The 18,431-nt window shown below is 57.7% G+C and carries 17 protein-coding genes; 9 read left to right on the forward strand and 8 right to left on the reverse strand.

The window, feature by feature from the left end; genetic code table 11:
• Positions 1 to 109: 109 nt before the first annotated feature.
• The 4 genes from hslV to ABD735_RS12740 form a co-directional block, all read right to left on the reverse strand.
• Positions 110 to 664, reverse strand: a complete 555-nt coding sequence (hslV, locus tag ABD735_RS12725) for an ATP-dependent protease subunit HslV (protein WP_344806977.1) — start codon at positions 662 to 664, stop codon at positions 110 to 112.
• Entirely contained in the window at positions 661 to 1,131 is a 471-nt protein-coding gene (locus ABD735_RS12730) for an SPOR domain-containing protein (protein WP_344806979.1), read from the reverse strand. Before ABD735_RS12730 ends, hslV begins: the two co-directional genes overlap by 4 nt.
• A gap of 75 nt (positions 1,132 to 1,206) precedes the next feature.
• Positions 1,207 to 3,006 carry an arginine--tRNA ligase gene (gene argS / locus ABD735_RS12735; protein WP_344806981.1) on the reverse strand — a complete coding sequence of 600 codons (1,800 nt, stop codon included), beginning with the start codon at positions 3,004 to 3,006 and terminating at the stop codon, positions 1,207 to 1,209.
• A gap of 31 nt (positions 3,007 to 3,037) precedes the next feature.
• Positions 3,038 to 5,419: a primosomal protein N' gene (locus ABD735_RS12740; RefSeq protein WP_344806983.1), complete on the reverse strand. Its 2,382-nt coding sequence runs from the start codon at positions 5,417 to 5,419 to the stop codon at positions 3,038 to 3,040.
• Between the two features lie 132 nt (positions 5,420 to 5,551).
• Here ABD735_RS12740 and rpmE point away from each other — a divergent pair, with 132 nt between their 5' ends.
• The 3 genes from rpmE (at position 5,552) to ABD735_RS12755 (ending at position 7,541) form a co-directional block, all read left to right on the forward strand.
• On the forward strand, positions 5,552 to 5,788 hold the full coding sequence (gene rpmE, locus ABD735_RS12745; protein ID WP_344806984.1) for a 50S ribosomal protein L31: 237 nt from the start codon (positions 5,552 to 5,554) through the stop codon (positions 5,786 to 5,788).
• A gap of 162 nt (positions 5,789 to 5,950) precedes the next feature.
• Positions 5,951 to 6,616: a thiol:disulfide interchange protein DsbA/DsbL gene (locus ABD735_RS12750; protein ID WP_344806985.1), complete on the forward strand. Its 666-nt coding sequence runs from the start codon at positions 5,951 to 5,953 to the stop codon at positions 6,614 to 6,616.
• A gap of 13 nt (positions 6,617 to 6,629) precedes the next feature.
• On the forward strand, positions 6,630 to 7,541 hold the full coding sequence (locus ABD735_RS12755; protein WP_344806987.1) for an endonuclease/exonuclease/phosphatase family protein: 912 nt from the start codon (positions 6,630 to 6,632) through the stop codon (positions 7,539 to 7,541).
• Between the two features lie 81 nt (positions 7,542 to 7,622).
• Here the strand turns inward: ABD735_RS12755 and rpmG are convergent, their stop codons facing one another.
• The 3 genes from rpmG to radC form a co-directional block, all read right to left on the reverse strand.
• Positions 7,623 to 7,778: a 50S ribosomal protein L33 gene (gene rpmG, locus ABD735_RS12760; protein ID WP_344806989.1), complete on the reverse strand. Its 156-nt coding sequence runs from the start codon at positions 7,776 to 7,778 to the stop codon at positions 7,623 to 7,625.
• Positions 7,779 to 7,804: 26 nt separating this feature from the next.
• Entirely contained in the window at positions 7,805 to 8,041 is a 237-nt protein-coding gene (gene rpmB, locus ABD735_RS12765) for a 50S ribosomal protein L28 (protein ID WP_344806991.1), read from the reverse strand.
• Between the two features lie 193 nt (positions 8,042 to 8,234).
• Positions 8,235 to 8,909: a RadC family protein gene (gene radC / locus ABD735_RS12770; RefSeq protein ID WP_344807399.1), complete on the reverse strand. Its 675-nt coding sequence runs from the start codon at positions 8,907 to 8,909 to the stop codon at positions 8,235 to 8,237.
• 214 nt (positions 8,910 to 9,123) lie between these two features.
• Between radC and coaBC the strand changes: the two genes are divergently transcribed.
• The 6 genes from coaBC to argA are packed head-to-tail and all read left to right on the forward strand — an operon-like array spanning position 9,124 to position 17,372.
• The gene (coaBC, locus tag ABD735_RS12775; protein ID WP_344806993.1) at positions 9,124 to 10,431 is read left to right on the forward strand and encodes a bifunctional phosphopantothenoylcysteine decarboxylase/phosphopantothenate--cysteine ligase CoaBC; all 1,308 of its coding nucleotides are present in this window, start codon (positions 9,124 to 9,126) and stop codon (positions 10,429 to 10,431) included.
• Positions 10,428 to 10,901 carry a dUTP diphosphatase gene (dut, locus tag ABD735_RS12780; RefSeq protein ID WP_344806995.1) on the forward strand — a complete coding sequence of 158 codons (474 nt, stop codon included), beginning with the start codon at positions 10,428 to 10,430 and terminating at the stop codon, positions 10,899 to 10,901. The genes coaBC and dut overlap by 4 nt, the downstream gene beginning before the upstream one ends.
• 3 nt (positions 10,902 to 10,904) lie before the next feature.
• Positions 10,905 to 13,571, forward strand: coding sequence for a phosphomannomutase/phosphoglucomutase (locus ABD735_RS12785; protein ID WP_344806997.1), 2,667 nt, complete (start codon positions 10,905 to 10,907; stop codon positions 13,569 to 13,571).
• A 19-nt stretch (positions 13,572 to 13,590) separates the two neighbouring features.
• Entirely contained in the window at positions 13,591 to 14,490 is a 900-nt protein-coding gene (gene argB / locus ABD735_RS12790) for an acetylglutamate kinase (RefSeq protein WP_344806999.1), read from the forward strand.
• Between the two features lie 25 nt (positions 14,491 to 14,515).
• The gene (locus ABD735_RS12795) at positions 14,516 to 16,027 is read left to right on the forward strand and encodes a hypothetical protein (protein ID WP_344807001.1); all 1,512 of its coding nucleotides are present in this window, start codon (positions 14,516 to 14,518) and stop codon (positions 16,025 to 16,027) included.
• Positions 16,020 to 17,372 carry an amino-acid N-acetyltransferase gene (argA, locus tag ABD735_RS12800; protein WP_344807003.1) on the forward strand — a complete coding sequence of 451 codons (1,353 nt, stop codon included), beginning with the start codon at positions 16,020 to 16,022 and terminating at the stop codon, positions 17,370 to 17,372. Before ABD735_RS12795 ends, argA begins: the two co-directional genes overlap by 8 nt.
• Positions 17,373 to 17,384: 12 nt before the next feature.
• Here argA and ABD735_RS12805 read toward each other — a convergent pair whose 3' ends face one another.
• Positions 17,385 to 18,371 carry an LLM class flavin-dependent oxidoreductase gene (locus tag ABD735_RS12805; RefSeq protein ID WP_344807005.1) on the reverse strand — a complete coding sequence of 329 codons (987 nt, stop codon included), beginning with the start codon at positions 18,369 to 18,371 and terminating at the stop codon, positions 17,385 to 17,387.
• Between the last annotated feature and the right edge of the window lie 60 nt (positions 18,372 to 18,431).

Raw genomic sequence — 18,431 nt, forward strand, 5'->3', positions numbered from 1 at the left:
CTATGTCTGCTTTGGGGTCTGCTTTGGGGTCNGCTGCGCTGGGGTGCTGCCCGAAGGGCATGCCTGATGGACTGGCAAGACCCCTGACTATGCTGGTCCGCCGAGGCGCTCAGCGCTTGTTCGCATCACTGCCGGAGTCACCGAAGTTGATGATCTCGATAGTCTGCTCCTGGTTGGTAAATACGCAGATGTCGCCGGCAATGTGCAGACTCTTGCGCACGATGTCCTCGGCGCTCAACTCCGTATTCTCCAGCAGGGCCTTGGCCGCAGCCTGGGCAAAAGGACCACCCGAGCCAGTGGCGATCAGGCTGGCTTCAGGCTCTATCACATCTCCGTTGCCAGTGATGATCAGCGAAGCATTTTCGTCGGCAACCGCCAGAATGGCTTCCAGACGACGAAGTGCCCGATCCGTTCGCCAGTCCTTGGCCAGTTCTACCGCCGCCCGAACAAGCTGGCCAGAATGCTTCTCCAGCTGGGCTTCAAAGCGCTCGAAGAGTGTAAAGGCATCGGCAGTACCGCCTGCGAAGCCGGCAATCACGCGATCGTTGTATAAACGGCGTACCTTGCGGGCATTGCCCTTCATGATGGTATTACCGAGCGATACTTGCCCGTCGCCCCCCATGGCAACCTGATTGCCACGACGGACGGAAACGATGGTAGTCATTGTGTGGTCTCGATCTTCTTTTTGCGAACGAGTGGCTGGATACGGACCCTGACCAGCGAATCGATCGCACGATTCATTTTCGAGCGTGACTGGAATGGTCCCACGATAACGCGGTACCAGATTCCGTTGTCAGCCGTGTTGGTCTGTTCTATATGGGCCTGCATGCCCTGAAATGCAATGGTCGCTTTCTGCTTTTCCGCATCTGCGTGCGATCGAAAGGAACCAGTCTGCAGGATATAGACGACTGAAGGGTCAGGTGCCTTTGGCACATACTCGGGCACATGCTGTGGAATCACCTTGGCTTCAGGCAGCATCTTGTAGAAGTCGTAGGAACGCTTCTTGTCGGCCGGCAGGTCCTCTTCAGCAGTCTGCCCCTTTTTCAGGGACTCAACCGCTTTTTCCACCGGCACGGCGTTGAGGGTGACCAGAAACCAGATGAAGCCAGCCGCCAATGCGGCATACAGCATCCATACCCATTTACTGACTGATGCGACTGCGCGCTGTTTACTCGCGCTTTTTTTGGCAGGACGGGCCATAAGGCGCTACATCGACTCCGGTGCATTGACGCCGAGAATGGCCAGGCCATTGCGGATCACCTGCGCTACCGACTCCGCCAGCGCCAGACGTGCGAGCACCAGTGGTTCCTCATCGACGATGACCCGGGTGCCGTTGTAGTAGCCGTGGAACTCGGACGCCAGTTCGCGCAGGTAGTGCGCAAGCGTGTGGGGCTCATAATTCTGCGCGGCCACCTCGATGACTTCAGGAAAGGCTGCCAGCTTGGCGACCAGCGCCAGCTCAGCGTCCTCAGTCAAGGGTTCCAGCAGAGCCGCACTGTCTTTTGACGTCCAGTCGGTTTGCTTCAGACGCTCGGCCACGCTCGCTGGCACTTTCTGCCAGAGCTGCGAGATTCGGGCGTGCGCATACTGCACGTAGTAGACCGGATTATCCTTGGTTTCGGACTTGGCGAGCTCGAGATCGAAATCCATGTGCTGTTCGGTCTTTCGCGCGACGTAGACGAAGCGCGCGGCATCGTTACCCACCTCTTCTCTCAGCTCTCGCAATGTGACGAAGGAGCCGCTTCGGGTGGACATCTGCACGCGTTCTTCGCCGCGATACAGAATGGCAAACTGCACCAGCTTGACCACGAGTCGCTCTGCATCGAGGCCGAGCGCCGTGAGCGCCGCTTTGACGCGCGTTATATAGCCGTGGTGATCGGCCCCCCACACATTGATAACCGTGTGAAAGCCACGGTCGAACTTGTTCTTGTGGTAGGCGATATCAGAGGCGAAATAGGTGTACTCGCCGTTGTCGCGCTGCACCACCCGGTCCTTGTCGTCGCCGAAGCTGGTGGAACGGAACCAGAGCGCACCGTCCTGTTCATAGACGTGCCCCTTGCTGCGTAGCAGTGCGAGTGCGCCTGGAATTTCAGACGCGACCGAAGCCTCCGAAAACCAGCGGTCGTATTGCACGCCAAACTCGCCGAGGTCGTCGGCAATGTCTGCGAGAATGGCATCGAGCGAGGTATTGAAGAGTACTTCATACTGCTCTTCGCCAAGCATCTCGCGGCAGCGGGCAATGAGCGCGTCGATATGCTGCTCCTTGTCACCGCCCTGTGGTTCATCAGGGGCGATGCCGGCGAAGACCTTGGAGGCTGGCCGCTGGAAGCGCTCGCCGTGCTCATCGGCAAACTGTTGAGCGATCTCAAGCAGATAGTCGCCTTTGTAACCGTTTACCGGGAACGTGAACGACTCGCCCAAAATAGCCAGGTAACGCAGCCAGAGTGAGACCGCGAGAATACTCATCTGTCGGCCCGCATCGTTGACATAGTACTCCCTGACCACCTCATGCCCAGTTGCCGCCAGCAAGGCGGACAAAGAGGCACCGTAAGCTGCGCCTCTACCATGCCCCACGTGCAGGGGGCCTGTCGGGTTCGCTGATACGAATTCGACCTGGATCTTCTTACCCTTGCCGGCGCGGCTATGACCATAGCGATCCGCAGCGGCAAGAATATTAGGAATGGCCGCCAGACGGCTTTCGGCCCGGATATAGAAGTTGATGAAGCCCGGCCCGGCAATCTCCGTCCTTTCGACGATCTTCGAACCAGCGAGCGCCCCAGTCAGCAGGCCTGCGATCTCTCTCGGTGCCTTTCCGAACACCTTTGACGATACCATGGCGATGTTACTGGCAAAGTCGCCGTGCTGCTTGTCCTTGGGTACATCAAGGTTGATCTTCAGTGACGATGGCTGGAAGTCGTCTGCGAATGCCTCTTGAGGCGCCAGCTCGCCGGATTTGACGAGATCGGAGAGTGCCTGTCGGATCAGGCTTTCGAGCACTTGCTTCATGTAGGGGTCCTGCCCGCTGCCGGGGCGTCTTTCAAAGTGTTTCGTAGGGGTCAATGTCCAGCGACCAGCTGAAAGGCTGGTGGCGACCGGTTCGTCCCGGCAGTTGCAGTGCCCGGGAACGCGGGCGATCTGGGGACGCGGGCTGACTCATCAATCCGGTGATCAAGCTGCGTAGGGTAGCGCGCTTTGAGGCAATCAACCAGAGCAGACCGTGATGACGATTCTTCTTCCGCGCCAGAACGGCCGGGAAGGGGCCGTGCACAGTGACACCGTCGCCAAGATGCTGTTGCGTCATGACCGTTTTCAGTTGCGAAGCCAGTAGCGCCAGACCCTGCTGAAGATGGGCTTCGGAAGCGGCTTCTGCGCGGATGACCGCCATCGACGAATAGGGTGGCATCGCCAACTGCCTGCGCAGCTCCAGCTCGTTGAGCGCGAATTGACGATAGTCCTGCGCCAGCAGTTGGGCGATGAGCGGATGCGAGGGTAGGCGTGTTTGTACCAGCACCCGCCCGGCATGCTCACCACGGCCCACTCGACCGCAGACCTGGGTCAGCAGCTGCATGGCGCGCTCTGAGGCGCGGAGATCGCCGCTGAACAGGGCGCCGTCTGCATCCAGGATAACGGCGAGGGTCAGGTCCGGAAAATCATGACCTTTGGCGAGCATCTGGGTGCCCAGCAGTACACAGGGCTCGCCAGCCTTTACCAGCTCCAGCTTGTCATGCAGGGCGCTTGTGCTGCCTATGGTGTCGCGATCGACACGGATGACCGGTATGTCGTCTCCGACAAGCGCCTGAAGCGCTTCCTCCGCATGTTCGGTTCCGCTGCCCAGCGGTACCAGGGAGCCGCTCGTGCATTCGGGGCAGTTCGTAGGTAGCCTGAGGCGCAGATCGCAGTGATGGCAGCGCAGGCTGGCATCATGCCGATGCAAGGTCATGCGGCTGTCGCAGCGGCTGCAGCCGGCAATCCAGCCACAGCTCTGGCAGAAGAGGGCAGGGGCATAGCCGCGCCGGTTCAGAAATACCAGCACCTGTCGCCTGGCCTGCAGTGTGTCGAGAATGGCTCTCGCAGCAGGGTCTGAGAGGCCCCCGGTCAGTTTTCGACTTCGAATGTTGACGAGCTCGATCTGCGGGCGCGCAAAGGCCGCTGTGCGATGTCTCAGGCGCAGCAGCTGATAGCGACCACTTTCGGCATTCTGCAGCGACTCCAGCGAAGGCGTCGCTGAGCCCAGTACCACCGGGCAGCTCTGGTTGCTGGCGCGAACGACCGCCAGGTCACGCGCGTTGAAACGACAGTTATCCTGCTGCTTGAACGAGCTGTCGTGCTCCTCATCGACCACCACGAGCGCAAGCTGGGTGAAGCTGAGAAAAATGGCAGACCGGGTGCCGACCACGACGGGCTTCTTTTTCAGTCGAATGTCGTTCCAGGCCAGCAGTCGTTGCTTGTCGGTGAGTCCACTGTGATAGACGCAGACGAGGCCAGGAAAACGCTTTTCGAAGCGCGCCGTCAGCTGCGGCGTCAGTGAAATTTCGGGGACCAGTATGAGGGCCTGACGGCCTTCGGCGATCAGCCGGTCCAGCGCAGCCAGATACACTTCGGTCTTGCCGCTGCCAGTGAGCCCATCGAGCAGGAAGGCTGCGAATTTGCCGTCACTGGACACGATGGCCTCGACGGTGGCTTTCTGTTCATTATTGAGGGTGTGTCCGGCGGGTGGGCCGTCGCTGGCGGCCTGGGGCTCTTCCTCGCCCTTTGCTGCCTCCATGGCAAGCTCGTCCATAATGACCTCCTCGATAAGGCCGGCTGTTTCGAGTGCCGTGAACTGGGCCTTCCCAAAGCCAAGCGAACGTAGATGACCATGTTCGATCTGGTGTGCAGGCGCCGTCTGCAAGGCTGTGAGCAGCTCGCGCTGTTTGCGGCCCTGTAACTGCCCGCTGGCTTCTTCGGTGGGCGCTCTGCCCAGACGCCAGTAGCGCACGGTCAGCCATTCACGGCTCTGCTGCAGGCGTGAGCTGGTTCTGAGGGCGGGCGGCAGAGCCAGCTGCAGCAGCTCCCCAGCGGCCGAGCAATAGTAACGCGCGGTCCATAACATGAGGTCCAGGGTCTGCTCGGCGAGCAAAGGTATGGTATCCAGCACGGTTTCTACCGGACGCAGGCGTGAGCAGTCATTCTGCGCAGTGGCCTGCGAGGTCCTGTCGACGATGCCAACCAGTCTGCGATTGTTCACGCTCACGACCACTCTTGCGCCACGACGCGGTGCAGCGCCATCTGGTGCGAGGGCTGGGTCGAACAGATAACTCAGCGGCGTGCGGAAAGGCAGCGGCACCCACACCTCGACAATGAGGATCTGCGCATGGTCCATGGTTGCAGAATGATCAGACTTGCTTATCTGCGGGTTTCTGGTATCATCCGCCCTCATTTTTTCTGATGCGATAGCGTTACGCATTTGGGAAATTGCGGTGCCTCACAATCCCGGCAACGCGCTGCAGACTGCTGCAGACGTGGTCCATTGATGGGGTAGCGGCAAACCACTTTCACAAGGTGTATCTCCATGAAGCCAAATATTCATCCGAAGTACGAAGAAGTTACTGCGACCTGCAGTTGCGGCAATGTTATCAAAACCAAATCCACGGTAGGGAAAGACTTGCTTCTCGACGTCTGTTCCGCCTGCCACCCCTTCTACACCGGCAAGCAGAAGATTCTCGACACCGGCGGTAGAATAGACAAGTTCAACAAGCGTTTCGGCGGCCGAATCAGCAGCGCCAAACCAGCAGACACTGCCAGTTAAGCTGACGAAACCCGAAAAGTAAAAAACCCCTGACGGTCTGACCGGGCAGGGGTTTTTTGTTTCTGGCCTTTTTGTAATTCACAATGTCTTCAACTTCTTTACGAATCGCCGCTAGTATGGAAGTCTAAGAGCACTATATTTTTCCTTCAAGGTCTGATTGCCATGTCGTTAACACCATTCAAATCCTTTCTACTGTTCATTGGTATGAGTTTTTCCATCCTGGCTTGTGCTGAGGATGAGAAGACTGAAAAAGCGTATGTCGCCGGTACTCATTACGATGTGCTTCCAGTGGCCGTACCCACCAGGAATCCCGACAAAATAGAAGTCGTCGAGCTGTTCTGGTACGGCTGCCCGCATTGTTACAACTTCGATCCCATCCTGCAGGAATGGGCCAAGAAATTGCCCGACCACGTGGACTTCTGGCACTCACCAGCCGCCTTCAACGATACCTGGAAGATGCATGCTCAGGCCTACTACACTTTCAAGGCACTGAAGATAGCTGACAAGATGCATCAGCCTTTCTTTGATGCGCTGGTCAAAGAGCGTCGCCAGCTCAATTCGCCGGAGGCCATTGCCGATTTCGTTGCCAGTAACGGTGGTGATCGCGAGCAGTTCCTCAAGGCGTTTTACTCCTTCAGCGTCAAATCGCAGACCGCACAGGCTGAGAAACGCGGCATGAGCTACCGGGCCACAGGTGTTCCAGCCCTCGTCGTGAATGGAAAATATCGTATTGCTTCCACGGTGCCCGGTGGATTCGAAGCCATGCTGGACATCGCCGACTTCCTGATAGCCAAAGAGCGGAAAGCTGCCGCCAAATCCGGCGGCTAAGCGTTGTGTTCGAATGAGTGAAAAGTCGGAGTCGAGTGCGGCGCTGTCTCGCTTGAGAGGGCGGCTCAATCAGCCGTTTTCAGGCCGTGCTGACTTTCTGCATGCCTGCAGTTTCGTGCCCGGGCGCTCTCACGCGCTGTCGTCCGAATCGCCTCGTGGGGATTCGAGGCGACTGCTTGCCGAGAAGTTTCACGCGCTCAAGCTGCTGAGCTTCAATATTCAGGTTGGCATCACCACACAATCCTACAAGCACTATGTCACCCGTAGCTGGCAGCACCTGTTACCAAGCAGGCGGCGAATGCCTGCGCTGGATAGCGTGGCGCAGCTCCTTCGCGATTACGACATCATTGCGCTACAGGAAGTGGATGGCGGCAGTATCAGGAGTGATCGTACCAATCAGGTGGCTTATCTGGCGGAGCACAGTGGGCATCCCTACTGGTATCAGCAGCTCAACAGAAATCTCGGCGCCGTTGCGCAGCATAGTAATGGACTGGTGAGTCGCTACGAGCCCCTCCATGTGGAGCCGCATCGTTTGCCAGGATTCCTGCCGGGACGCGGCTGTATGCTGGGTTTCTTCGGCTCCACTCGCGACCCGCTGGTGGTAGTGAACCTGCATCTGGCGCTGAGTCTTCAGGCTCAGATCAAGCAACTGGATTATCTCTATTCGATCATCGCTGAATACAATCATATCGTCATCATGGGCGATATGAACAACAGCTTCACGACGTTGATAGCCCAGTCGAAACTGGCCAGGCTGGATCTGCATGCGCTGCCAGAGCTGGCGCCGAGCTTCCCTTCCTGGCGTCCGTCGAAAAGTCTGGATCATGTCGCTGTCAGTAAATCACTGCACGTGGAGCGGGCTGGTGTGGTTAATCTGGCCATATCGGACCACCTGCCAGTCGAAGTGGTGATTAGTCGAAAATAGCGGGTGAGCATAACTCACGATTTCGAGATACAAAAAAGCCGGCAGATGCCGGCTTTTTCATGAGCTCAATACAAGTAGGATCTACTTGATCTTCGCTTCCTTGTAGTTCACGTGCTTGCGGATGGTAGGATCGAACTTCTTGATCTCCATCTTTTCTGGCATGTTTCGCTTGTTCTTGGTGGTCGTGTAGAAGTGACCAGTACCAGCGGACGAAACGAGTCTGATTTTTTCGCGCATTTTGCTATTCCTCTAAGCGTCTATAATTAGACTTTTTCGCCGCGTGCACGCAGCTCGGACAGGACCGTATCGATACCTTTCTTATCGATGATCCGCATTCCTTTGGTAGTCACACGCAACTTCACGAAACGCTTCTCGCTTTCAAGCCAGAACCTGTGGGTTTGCAGGTTAGGCAGAAACCGACGACGGGTTCTGTTGTTGGCGTGCGACACATTGTTTCCGGTTACGGGTCTCTTGCCTGTAACCTGACACACTCTAGACATCGCTATTACTCCAGCTGGGTTGTCAGGGCTTGCTGACAAGGCACGATATTCGCCAAAACGGGGGCTGAAAATTCAGCGCCGGACAGCGAACAGGCAAGCCATAACCCTGGTAAAATTTGAGCGCGACTTTATATCAAACCTGGCTCAACTAAGCAAGCCATCTGTTTGTCTGACTCGTGGCCGCTGGGCCGATTCATAACAGTCCGAGCTCCGAAAAAGAGCTGACGACCGGGTCGCCAACCACCAGGTGATCCAGCAGGCGCACGTCGATCAGTTGAAGCGCTTTCTGCAGGTCCCGCGTAATGGCGATGTCCGACTGGCTCGGCTCGGAAATACCGCTGGGGTGATTGTGGCCAACGATCAGGGCGGCGGCGTTGTATTGCAGGCAGCGGCGCACCACTTCCCGAAGATGGACCTGCGCGCTGTTGATCGTGCCGTTGAAGAGGTGTTCGAAGCGGATCATCTCGTGCTGATTGTTGAGGAACAGTACGGCAAAGACTTCATTTGGCTGGTGACGTAATTCCGACTTGAAGAGAAGCTTGCTCGCAGCGCTACTGGTGAGAGATTCTCCGCGAGGTCGTTCAGCCTTCAGGTAGCGTCGACTCAGCTCGAGTATGGCGTTCAGTTGAGCACTTTTGGCGAGGCCGATGCCGTTCACCTGGCGCAACTCCTCGGGCGTCGCATCGAAAAGCTGACGCAGGCCGCCGAAATGATTGAGCAGATTCAGGCCAAGGTCCAGCGCGCTGAGCGAGCGTGTGCCGCTGCTGATGAAGAGCGCCAGCAGTTCGGCATCCGATAATGCGCCCGCGCCTCGCGCGGCCAGTTTTTCACGCGGCCGCTCGCTGGCTGGCCAGTGCAGAATAGACATCATTACATCCTTGTAGTGTCAGTCGTAGAAGCGGGGCAGTTTAGCAGAGGCAGTTTGTCGGCTGTACAAAAATCGATCGCCAACCGGCTTCAATTGTCGGGCAGCTTTCCAAAAACGGGATTTTAGGCCAGTATAAGAAGTACTTTTCGGACGTAAATCCATAGGAAATAGCGATTTACCCCGTCTTTTATCCAAGCCCCAATGAGAGCAGTCGATGGCGCCAGAGGCATGGCAATCCAGGCGGGTCCTTCTCGCCGTGACCGGAGGCATAGCTGCCTACAAAAGTGCACTGCTTGCGCGTCTGCTTGTGAAGGCGGGGGCTGATGTTCAGGTGCTCATGACTGCTGGCGCCCACGCCTTCATTCAGCCTCTGACTTTTCAGGCACTGACAGGCCGTGCCGTCAGAAGTGATCTGCTCGACGAGCAGGCCGAGCAGGGCATGGGTCATATCGAGCTGGCCAGATGGCCAGATCTCATCGTCATCGCTCCAGCCAGTGCAGATGCCATGGCCCGAGCGGCTGCCGGAATGGCTGATGATCTGCTGACTACGGTTTTACTGGCGACCCGTAAACCCGTTTTCTGGGTGCCCGCCATGAACCAGGCGATGTGGTCGCATCCATTGACTCAGCGAAATCTGGCCATTCTTGCCGAAATCCCCTTCTATACTCTATTTGATACCGCTGAAGGTGCGCAGGCCTGTGGTGATACCGGGCCCGGAAGAATGCTGGAGCCTGAGCAGATCGTGGCCTTGCTCACCGCTACACTTTCAGCGGAAGAGGCCTCGCCACAGCGAACGCCTGCTCCTGTGGCGGCCGGTATACTCTCGGGCACCAGGGTTGTGCTGACAGCGGGTCCGACGCGCGAATATATCGATCCGGTCCGCTTCGTCAGCAATGAAAGCAGTGGTCGGATGGGATATGCGCTGGCCGCTGCTGCCATCAGTGCGGGCGCAGAGGTGACCTTGATATCAGGTCCGGTGGGTATACCGGCACCCGACGGCGTTCAGTTGGCGTCGGTGACCTCGGCGGAGCAAATGCTTCAGGCGGCTCTGGCCGCTACGGCAGAGGGCTGCGATATCTTCATCGCGGCTGCGGCCGTGGCGGATTATCGGCCCGCCAGTCCGGCGGGGCAGAAGCTTAAGAAGCAGGCGGCAGCGGCGCAGCTCTCACAGCTGCAGCTCGTCGAAAACCCGGATGTGCTCAAGTCCGTCGCAGATAGTCACAAGGTGACATATCTTGTGGGTTTCGCCGCCGAGACCGAGCAACTGGCTGAGCACGCTCGCAGCAAGCTGACACGGAAAGGTATCGATCTTATCGTTGCCAATGACGTGTCGCGGACGGATATTGGTTTCAACAGTGACTTCAATGAGGTGCTGCTGATTGATCACGAGCAGACGCAGCGGCTCGAAAGACAGTCGAAGACACAACTCGGCCAGTACCTGCTGGCAGAAATCGTCACACGCTGGCAGCACAAGCAGGCGAATGAACCCGGACAAAACGGTAATGGACGTACAGGGCAATGAGTAGACAAAAGCTTCAGGTCAGGATTTTGAACGACATGATCGGGCAATCCATACCGATGCCAGCCTATGCAACTTCGGGTTCTGCCGGGCTTGATCTGCGAGCCTGCCTGACCGAGTCGATCCACCTCGATGCTGGCGAGACAGTGCTGGTGCCAACGGGCTTGGCTATCCATATCGCCGATCCGCAACTGGCTGCGATGATCCTGCCGCGCTCAGGGCTCGGGCACAAACATGGCATCGTTCTCGGCAATCTTACCGGCTTGATCGACTCCGATTATCAGGGCGAACTGATGATTTCCTGCTGGAATAGAGGCACTACGAGCTTCGAAATAGAGCCCGGCGCCAGAATTGCCCAAATGATCATCGTGCCCGTGGTGCAGGTCGATTTCGACATCACCGATGCTTTCTCCAGTGGTAATGCTGAAGCAAGTCGTGGCACCGGCGGCTTCGGCTCAACAGGCAGGGAGTAAACAGTGGGAAAACCACAGAAGCAGGCTCAGAAAACCCCGAAAGCCGAGACGCAGAAGTCGGCAGCGGCGTCGCTCGGCAAGCAGACCCTGATCATCGGTCTCGCCACCTTTCTGGCGCTGGTGCTCACGGCTCTGGCTATCCACTTTCTTGTGTTCAAGCCGATGTTACAGCAGTCCCGGCTCGATCAGGCAGAAACCGCTGTCGAAGCGGCAGTGCTAGCCACTGAAAGTCGCCTCATGTTTCTCGGCGGCCTTGCCGAGCAGCTGGCCAACTCGGGCGCCGTTAGCCTGAAGCCGGAACAGACGGCGTCAGCCAACGAAATCGTGGCGAATCGCAGGATTGCCGTGCAACTGGCCAGCATCGTCGAAAGCAATATGCCGCTTGCCCGCCGCGTCATAGCCTTCCCCAGTGGGCAGGCCAGACGGGACAGCGACGAAGCTGTACCTCTGAGTTTCGCCAGCATAGAGCTCGTCCGGCAGATAGAGGGCGGTGCCAGTGCGCGTGCGGAAGCCTTTCTCGCTAATGATACCTGGCTGCTGCAGATGGCCAGCCCAGTTCGCATGCCGGGACAGGATCCCGCGACCCCGCCCTGGGGAACGCTGCTGGTGATTTTGCCAATCGAGATGCTGACTGATGTCATGCAGCCGCTCGACGGACGCCTGGAACTGCTGCAGGAGGTTGGTGCAGCACAGCAGATCGTTCATTCGGTCGGTTCGCTGCCTGATCCCTCCGCTGCGGGGGAGCCGCTGACTCGAAAAGTGGGCGACCAACCCTGGCTGGTTCGTTTTACGCCCCGGTCGCATGATCTGGATACCGAAATTCTTGCTGATCCGAACTTCTGGGTTCTTGTACTGGTGCCGGCCCTGCTGCTGCTTCTGGTGGTCTGGGCTGTTCTTCGTCAGCTGTCGTCTCAACTGAACGCTGATGTCAGAAAAGCGGCCGTTTACACCCAGGCCAGGCTGCGAGGAGAGTCTGCACAGCGCCCCACGGTGCGCAGCCCCTATTTCGAGGCCTTCCTGTCTCTGCTGCAGACGCGTACCGATGTCGATACGGGTGTACAGGAGCGGAAACCAGCGGGTAAGGCCCCACTGCCCGCCGACCAGCCTGGAAAAATGACTGCTGCAGACAAGCCGCCAGCCGTCAAGAGCAAGACCGCAGTGCCGGAAGCCCCCGAAAAGAGCGAGGAAGCCCTGTTCGACGATCGTGAGCTATCCAGTTTCGATCTGCTTGGTAGCGATGAGGATCTGCTCGGGCTCGGCTCATCAGACGGCATGCTGGTAGAGGAAATCAACACGGTTCAGATATCCAAGGTGATATTCCGGGCTTATGACATAAGAGGCGTGGTCGGAGAAACGCTGACAGCTGAAATCATGACCGAAATAGGTCGGGCGCTCGGCAGCGAAGGCAAGAGCCGGGGCGTGAATGCCATGTGTGTCGGCTATGACGGGCGCAATTCAAGCAAGAGCCTTGCAGACGCCGTGATCGATGGACTGCTGGCGGTCGGAATGGATGTCATCGATATCGGTCAGGTGCCGACGCCACTGTTGTACTATGCCACGCAACGGCTGCAGACCGGCAGCGGCGCCATGATCACCGGCAGTCATAACCCTGCCAGCCACAATGGCCTCAAGATGATGCTCTCCGGCGACACGCTTGCCGACGAGGAGATTCAGAAACTGTACCAGCGCACGGTAACCCAGAACTTTACCCAGGGTAAGGGGCGGAGACAGACCGCCGACGTCGTTCGCGACTACATGGATGAGATTCTCAATGATATCGCGGTCGCTGCGCCACTTAAAGTCGTGATAGATGCAGGAAATGGGGTGGCCGGTGCCGTGGCACCTCAGCTCATCGAAGATCTCGGTTGCGAAGTGGTGCAACTCTATTGCGATGTCGATGGCAACTTTCCGAACCATCACCCCGATCCCAGCAACCCCGCGAACCTGGCGGATCTGCAGGCAAAGGTCGTAGAGACTGGTGCGGACATTGGCATTGCCTTCGATGGCGATGGCGACCGAATTGGTGTGGTGACTGGCGGTGGCAAGATCATCTGGCCGGATCGTCTGCTGATGCTGTTCGCCAAGGACGTGGTATCTAGGAATCCTGGCGCCGATGTCATATTTGATGTCAAATGCAGCCGTCGTCTGAACGCACTGGTCTCGAGATTTGGCGGTCGACCGGTGATGTGGAAGTCGGGCCACTCCATGATCAAGGCCAAGATGCGCGAAACGGGCGCCTTGCTGGCCGGTGAAATGAGTGGCCATATCTTTTTCAAGGAGCGCTGGTTCGGCTTCGATGATGGTCTCTACGCAGCCGTACGCCTGCTGGAAATACTCGGCATCGACGAACGTAGTGCTGACATGATTTTTGAAGATTTCCCTGAGGATATCAGTACACCAGAGCTGTTCGTGGACGTGGCGGATTCCGCCAAGTTCGACCTGATGACAACGCTGGCCGGTAAAGCCGCCTGGAGTGGCGGGTCGGTCAATACCATCGACGGCCTCAGGGTCGAATATGCTGATGGCTGGGGTTTGGTCCGCGCATCGAACACGGTGCCGGCGCTGACGCTGCGGTTTGAAGCTGAATCGACCGAAGCCATGCAGCGTATCCAGGATATATTCAGGGCCCAGTTACTGAAAGCCGAGCCAGGGCTCGATCTGCCATTTTGACGAGTTGACTGAATTACAGATGAAAGAGAATACACCGCCACAGAACGTCGCTGAAGTTGCCACCGTACTGCATCGTGCATTGCCGTATATCAAGCGTTTTAGCGGCAAGACCATCGTCATCAAGTATGGCGGCAATGCCATGACGGATGAAACTCTGAAGCAGGGATTTGCCCGGGATATCGTGCTGCTGAAACTCGTTGGCATCAATCCCATCGTCGTTCACGGCGGCGGGCCACAGATTGGTGGGTTACTGGATCGCCTGCAGATCAAGTCGCACTTCGTGAATGGCATGCGCGTCACCGACGCCGAAACCATGGACGTCGTCGAAATGGTGCTCGGCGGCCTGGTCAACAAGGGCATCGTCAGCCTGATCAACAGCGCTGGCGGTAGTGCCGTTGGCCTGACAGGAAAGGATGCGGGTTTCATCAAGGCCCGCAAACTCGAAGTCCTCAGCGCCAGCCCAGATATGCAGAAGCCGGAGATCATCGACATCGGACATGTTGGTGAAGTGGTCAGTATCAATACCGGCATCATCTCGATGCTGACGCAAAGCAATTATATTCCCGTCATTGCACCAATTGGCGTTGGCCAGAATGGCGAATCCTACAATATCAACGCGGATATCGTGGCCGGCAAAATCGCTGAGGTGCTCAAGGCAGAAAAACTGATACTGCTGACGAATATCGCCGGCCTGCTGGACAAGTCCGGCACACTGTTGACCGGGCTGAGCCGGGCAGAAGTTCAGGCGCTCATAGCTGACGGCACAATCCATGGCGGAATGCTGCCAAAAATAGAATGCGCGCTGTCTGCGGTCGAGCATGGGGTCAATACAGCTCATATCATCGATGGACGGGTGCCCAATGCTACACTGCTGGAAATCCTGACCGACGAAGGCGTGGGAACGCTGATTTCGGGATGACGTGCGTTAGGTCAGGTCATCGACCATGAGGTCGCTTCTACGGGCTTTGGGCTACGCCATCCTGTTCACTACGCTGCTGGTGGTCGTGGCCTATAGCGTGTTGCTGTGGCAAACCGAAAGATGGATAGAGCGGGTTCGAACTGCAGGTGAAGATCAGTTCTCGCTCAGTCATGGTCTCGCACGCTTCGACCTCGATGGCGCTCTGCACATCGCAGATCTGCGCTTCACTGATTACAGACTGCAGGAGCCGATCATCATTGAGCGCCTCAGTGTCCGATTCAGGTCAGTCCTGGATGCAGTCACCTTTGCCGTGTCTGATCTCATGGACGACTCGTCGCTGCCCGAAGCCCTGACTTTTGAAATCACAAACGCCTCGGTGCCGACCACTGCCGAGTGGGACGTGCTCGATCCTGGCCTGCTGCCCCAAGCCAGTAAGCCATGGGTGAATTACGCCTGCGGCACGATACGACCCTTTGAGCAGGCTAGCTTCGAGAAGATGGGCTTTTCCCGGCTGAGGGTCGATGGCCAGCTTCACTACGAGTTCATTGCAGAAGAGAACGTATTTGCCGTGCTCGGCGAACTTCGCTCCGTGGGCTTCCAGTCTGTAGGTATCAGTGCGAGTGCCGTACTCAGTCATGACCTGTCCTGGCCGCCTCCAGAGGATGCCGAGCCACCACGACTCCAGCATCTTCAGCTCAACTTTAGCGAACAGGGCTTCTGGCAGCGCTTTGCACAGCTGTGTCAGGGCGAGGTCGGCCTGGACAGTCAGGCGTTCTGGTCGCGGAGCCTGACTCAAACCAGAGCGCGGCTAGGCGAAGCGGGCATCGTGATTGGCGGACAGTTCTGGAGCGCAATGCCGGACTATCTTCAGGGCAAGGCACCGCTGGATCTGCAGCTGCACCCGCGTAGCGACTTCGACCCGGCCCTCATGCCTTTCCTGGACTTCAAGGAGCAACTCGCACGGATAGGTGTTCAGCTCCAGGTATCCGGCATTCGCACCACTGCCGCTGATATACAGATCTCTGCCAAAGCGCTCGCCGACTTCATACAGCCGCCTCCACCACCCAGGCCAGCACCCAGGGTGATCAGGCCGCCGCAGGATCTCGAAATACCGCTGGCGTCCATGGCGTTTGCGACCGAGTTCGTTGGCAAACAGATCGAAGTGGAACGCAAGGCCGGCACGAAACTGCAGGGGCGCCTGCTTGAAGTCGGCCCGCGCAGGTTGACACTGATGACTCAGTTGAACGGAGGTGAGGTGCTGTATCATCTGCAACGCTCCGAACTCGAAAGGCTGACGGTGCGCCTGGTGGAGGCAGATGCCAGAGAGCAGTTCGAACAGAAGCTGGAAGCGGCGGCGGCTGAAGTCACTCCGAGCGATGTGATCGAAACAGACTTACCCGAATCGGACGCAGGATCAGAGACCAGCGATGAGGTGGTTCCGGATACTGACGCGTCTGAGAGTCAGCCTCTGAATGAGGGTATGACGGCTGAACCAGAAGCTGATTCTCAGGACCAGGTGGACGAATTTGATGAATGATGGGACGAAGGACCAGCTGAGCTGGTTCCGCGGGGTCGCGCCTTACATTAACGCCTATCGAGGTGCCACTGTCATCGTGCTGGTCAGTGGGGAACTCCTGCTGCAGAACGATGAAGCTGGTATGCGCCAGACACGGCGTCTGATGGAAGATATCGCGTTGCTCAACAGTCTTGGCCTCAAGATTGTCTGCGTCTATGGCGCGCGACCTCAAATCGATGAACGCCTTCGCCAGGGTGGAATAGACAGTCAGATCCATATGGATCTGCGCGTCACCGATGTGACTACGCTGGCACACCTCACTGAAGCTGTAGGTCGACTGCAGACAGAATTGCAGGCCCGTCTCACGCAGTCACTCAGCAGCACGCCACTCAGAAACAATCAGGTATCTGTGGCTGGTGGTAATTTCATCATCGCCCGACCTATCGGCGTAGTGGATGGCGTCGATTTCGAGCATACCGGTATCGTTCGCAGGGTCGATACACAGAGCATTCGCGCTCTGCTCGATCTAGGCCAGATCGTGTTGCTGGGGCCTTTAGGCTATTCACCTACTGGCGAGGTCTTCAACCTGGCGAGCGAGGATGTGGCTGCGTCGGTGGCCATTGCCCTTCATGCCGAGAAGCTGGTGATCCTGTCTGAACAGGATGGTCTGCTCAACCCAGAAGGACAGCTGGTGAGAGAGACCAGCGTGGCCGAGGCCATGCAGATGATCGACGCCTTCGAGGCCAGTGATGCGCGCTCAGCTTTCCGACATGAGCGGCGTCGACTGCTGGCGGCCTGCCGGGCACTTCAGAAAGGGACACGTCGGGTGCATATTATCAACGGCACTCGCGACGGCGCGCTGATTCAGGAAATCTATACCCGCGACGGCATCGGTACGATGATTACCGATCAGTCTTACGAAACCTTCCGCGCAGCCGTCATCGACGATGCGGCTGGCATTCTCAATATCATCCGTCCGCTGGAAGAGCAGGGCGTTCTGGTGAAGCGGGATCGTGAACGACTCGAGCGGGAGATCGGCAACTTCATGATTGTGGAGCGCGATGGGCTGATCATTGGCTGCGCGGCCTTGTATTTCTACCCGGAGTACGCCGCTGCAGAGCTGGCCTGCGTTGCAGTTGATCAGGCTTACCAGACTGGGGGGCGGGGTGATCGGCTTCTGCAGCATGCCGAGCGCAAGGCCCGGGAACTGGGAGCAAAGCAGGTGTTCGTGCTGACTACACAAACGGCTCACTGGTTCCTCGAGCGAGGCTTTCGTGTCGCAGGTCTGGATGAGCTCCCGCTGGAAAAGCAGCGTCTGTACAACTTTCAGAGACGATCCAAGGTCTTCATGAAGCACCTCGACTGAGGCGCTCGGCTATCAGTCTTGCGCGACCTGTTTCACGATGTCATAGGAGCGAAGACGATCTTCCGGATGGTAGAAGTCCGAGTTTATCATCAGTTCGTCCGCACCCGTGCCTTCAAGAAACCTGGTCAGTTGCTGTCTGACAGTATCAGGCCCGCCCACTACGGCTGCCGACAGCATCTGCATGACTCGAGCACGTTCATGTGGATGCCAGTCCAGCGCTTCGACAGGTGGCTGTGCCCGAGTTGATCTGCCGCGCAGCAGGTTGAGGAATTTCTGCTGGTGAGTCGTTGACAGAAACTCAGCCTCATCATCGCTGTCTGCGGCGATCACCGGGATGCCAAGCATCAGATAGGGTTTGTCGAGCACCGTCGAAGGCTGAAAATTATCACGATACAGCTGAATGGCCTGGTGTAGATACCCAGGCGCAAAATGTCCGGCAAATGCAAAGGGCAGTCCCAACCGGGCGGCCAGTTGTGCGCTGAAGCCACTGGACCCCAGTAACCATAGCGGTACGCGCGTGCCCTGACCTGGAATGGCCTTGACCGATTGCCGCGGATTGGCGTCGGCCAGATAGGCTGAGAGCTCCTGGACCATCTGAGGAAAATTATCGGCAGCCTGGGGGCTTCGGCCGAGTGCGCGAAGCGTCTCACCATCCGTTCCGGGCGCCCGGCCAAGTCCCAGGTCGATGCGATCTGGATACAGTGTTGCCAGCGTGCCAAACTGCTCGGCAATGACCAGCGGCGCATGGTTCGGTAGCATGACACCGCCACTGCCAACGCGCATTGTGCTCGTCTTGCCGGCTATGTGGCCGATCAGCACGGCTGTTGCAGCACTGGCTATACCATCGATGTTGTGATGCTCTGCAAGCCAGTAGCGGTAGTAGCCGAGCGCTTCGACCCGCTGGGCAAGCCTGACCGAGTTGTCGAAGGTCTCGGCAATCGAGCCCTCGTCACGAATCGGTGCAAGATCGAGCACCGACAACCGAACCTTTTTCAGCATACCTACCATCTCCGCATCCCAGTCTGTCAACTAGAGGTTGGGGTGGATCCTGAGGTTTAA

This window comes from Allohahella marinimesophila (assembly GCF_039538005.1).
GTDB classification, from domain to species: Bacteria; Pseudomonadota; Gammaproteobacteria; order Pseudomonadales; family Oleiphilaceae; genus Allohahella; species Allohahella marinimesophila.

What these genes read in the sequence shown, in the direction of transcription:
- rpmE (WP_344806984.1), top strand. Translation starts at nt 5,552, where the DNA reads ATGAAGCCAAATATTCATCCGAAGTACGAAGAAGTTACTGCGACCTGC.
- argA (WP_344807003.1), top strand. Translation starts at nt 16,020, where the DNA reads ATGAATGATGGGACGAAGGACCAGCTGAGCTGGTTCCGCGGGGTCGCG.
- ABD735_RS12755 (WP_344806987.1), top strand. Translation starts at nt 6,630, where the DNA reads ATGAGTGAAAAGTCGGAGTCGAGTGCGGCGCTGTCTCGCTTGAGAGGG.
- rpmG (WP_344806989.1), bottom strand. Translation starts at nt 7,778, where the DNA reads ATGCGCGAAAAAATCAGACTCGTTTCGTCCGCTGGTACTGGTCACTTC.
- ABD735_RS12740 (WP_344806983.1), bottom strand. Translation starts at nt 5,419, where the DNA reads ATGAGGGCGGATGATACCAGAAACCCGCAGATAAGCAAGTCTGATCAT.
- ABD735_RS12730 (WP_344806979.1), bottom strand. Translation starts at nt 1,131, where the DNA reads ATGCTGTATGCCGCATTGGCGGCTGGCTTCATCTGGTTTCTGGTCACC.
- dut (WP_344806995.1), top strand. Translation starts at nt 10,428, where the DNA reads ATGAGTAGACAAAAGCTTCAGGTCAGGATTTTGAACGACATGATCGGG.
- hslV (WP_344806977.1), bottom strand. Translation starts at nt 664, where the DNA reads ATGACTACCATCGTTTCCGTCCGTCGTGGCAATCAGGTTGCCATGGGG.
- ABD735_RS12805 (WP_344807005.1), bottom strand. Translation starts at nt 18,371, where the DNA reads ATGCTGAAAAAGGTTCGGTTGTCGGTGCTCGATCTTGCACCGATTCGT.
- argS (WP_344806981.1), bottom strand. Translation starts at nt 3,006, where the DNA reads ATGAAGCAAGTGCTCGAAAGCCTGATCCGACAGGCACTCTCCGATCTC.
- ABD735_RS12795 (WP_344807001.1), top strand. Translation starts at nt 14,516, where the DNA reads ATGAGGTCGCTTCTACGGGCTTTGGGCTACGCCATCCTGTTCACTACG.
- argB (WP_344806999.1), top strand. Translation starts at nt 13,591, where the DNA reads ATGAAAGAGAATACACCGCCACAGAACGTCGCTGAAGTTGCCACCGTA.
- ABD735_RS12750 (WP_344806985.1), top strand. Translation starts at nt 5,951, where the DNA reads ATGTCGTTAACACCATTCAAATCCTTTCTACTGTTCATTGGTATGAGT.
- coaBC (WP_344806993.1), top strand. Translation starts at nt 9,124, where the DNA reads ATGGCGCCAGAGGCATGGCAATCCAGGCGGGTCCTTCTCGCCGTGACC.
- radC (WP_344807399.1), bottom strand. Translation starts at nt 8,909, where the DNA reads ATGTCTATTCTGCACTGGCCAGCCAGCGAGCGGCCGCGTGAAAAACTG.
- rpmB (WP_344806991.1), bottom strand. Translation starts at nt 8,041, where the DNA reads ATGTCTAGAGTGTGTCAGGTTACAGGCAAGAGACCCGTAACCGGAAAC.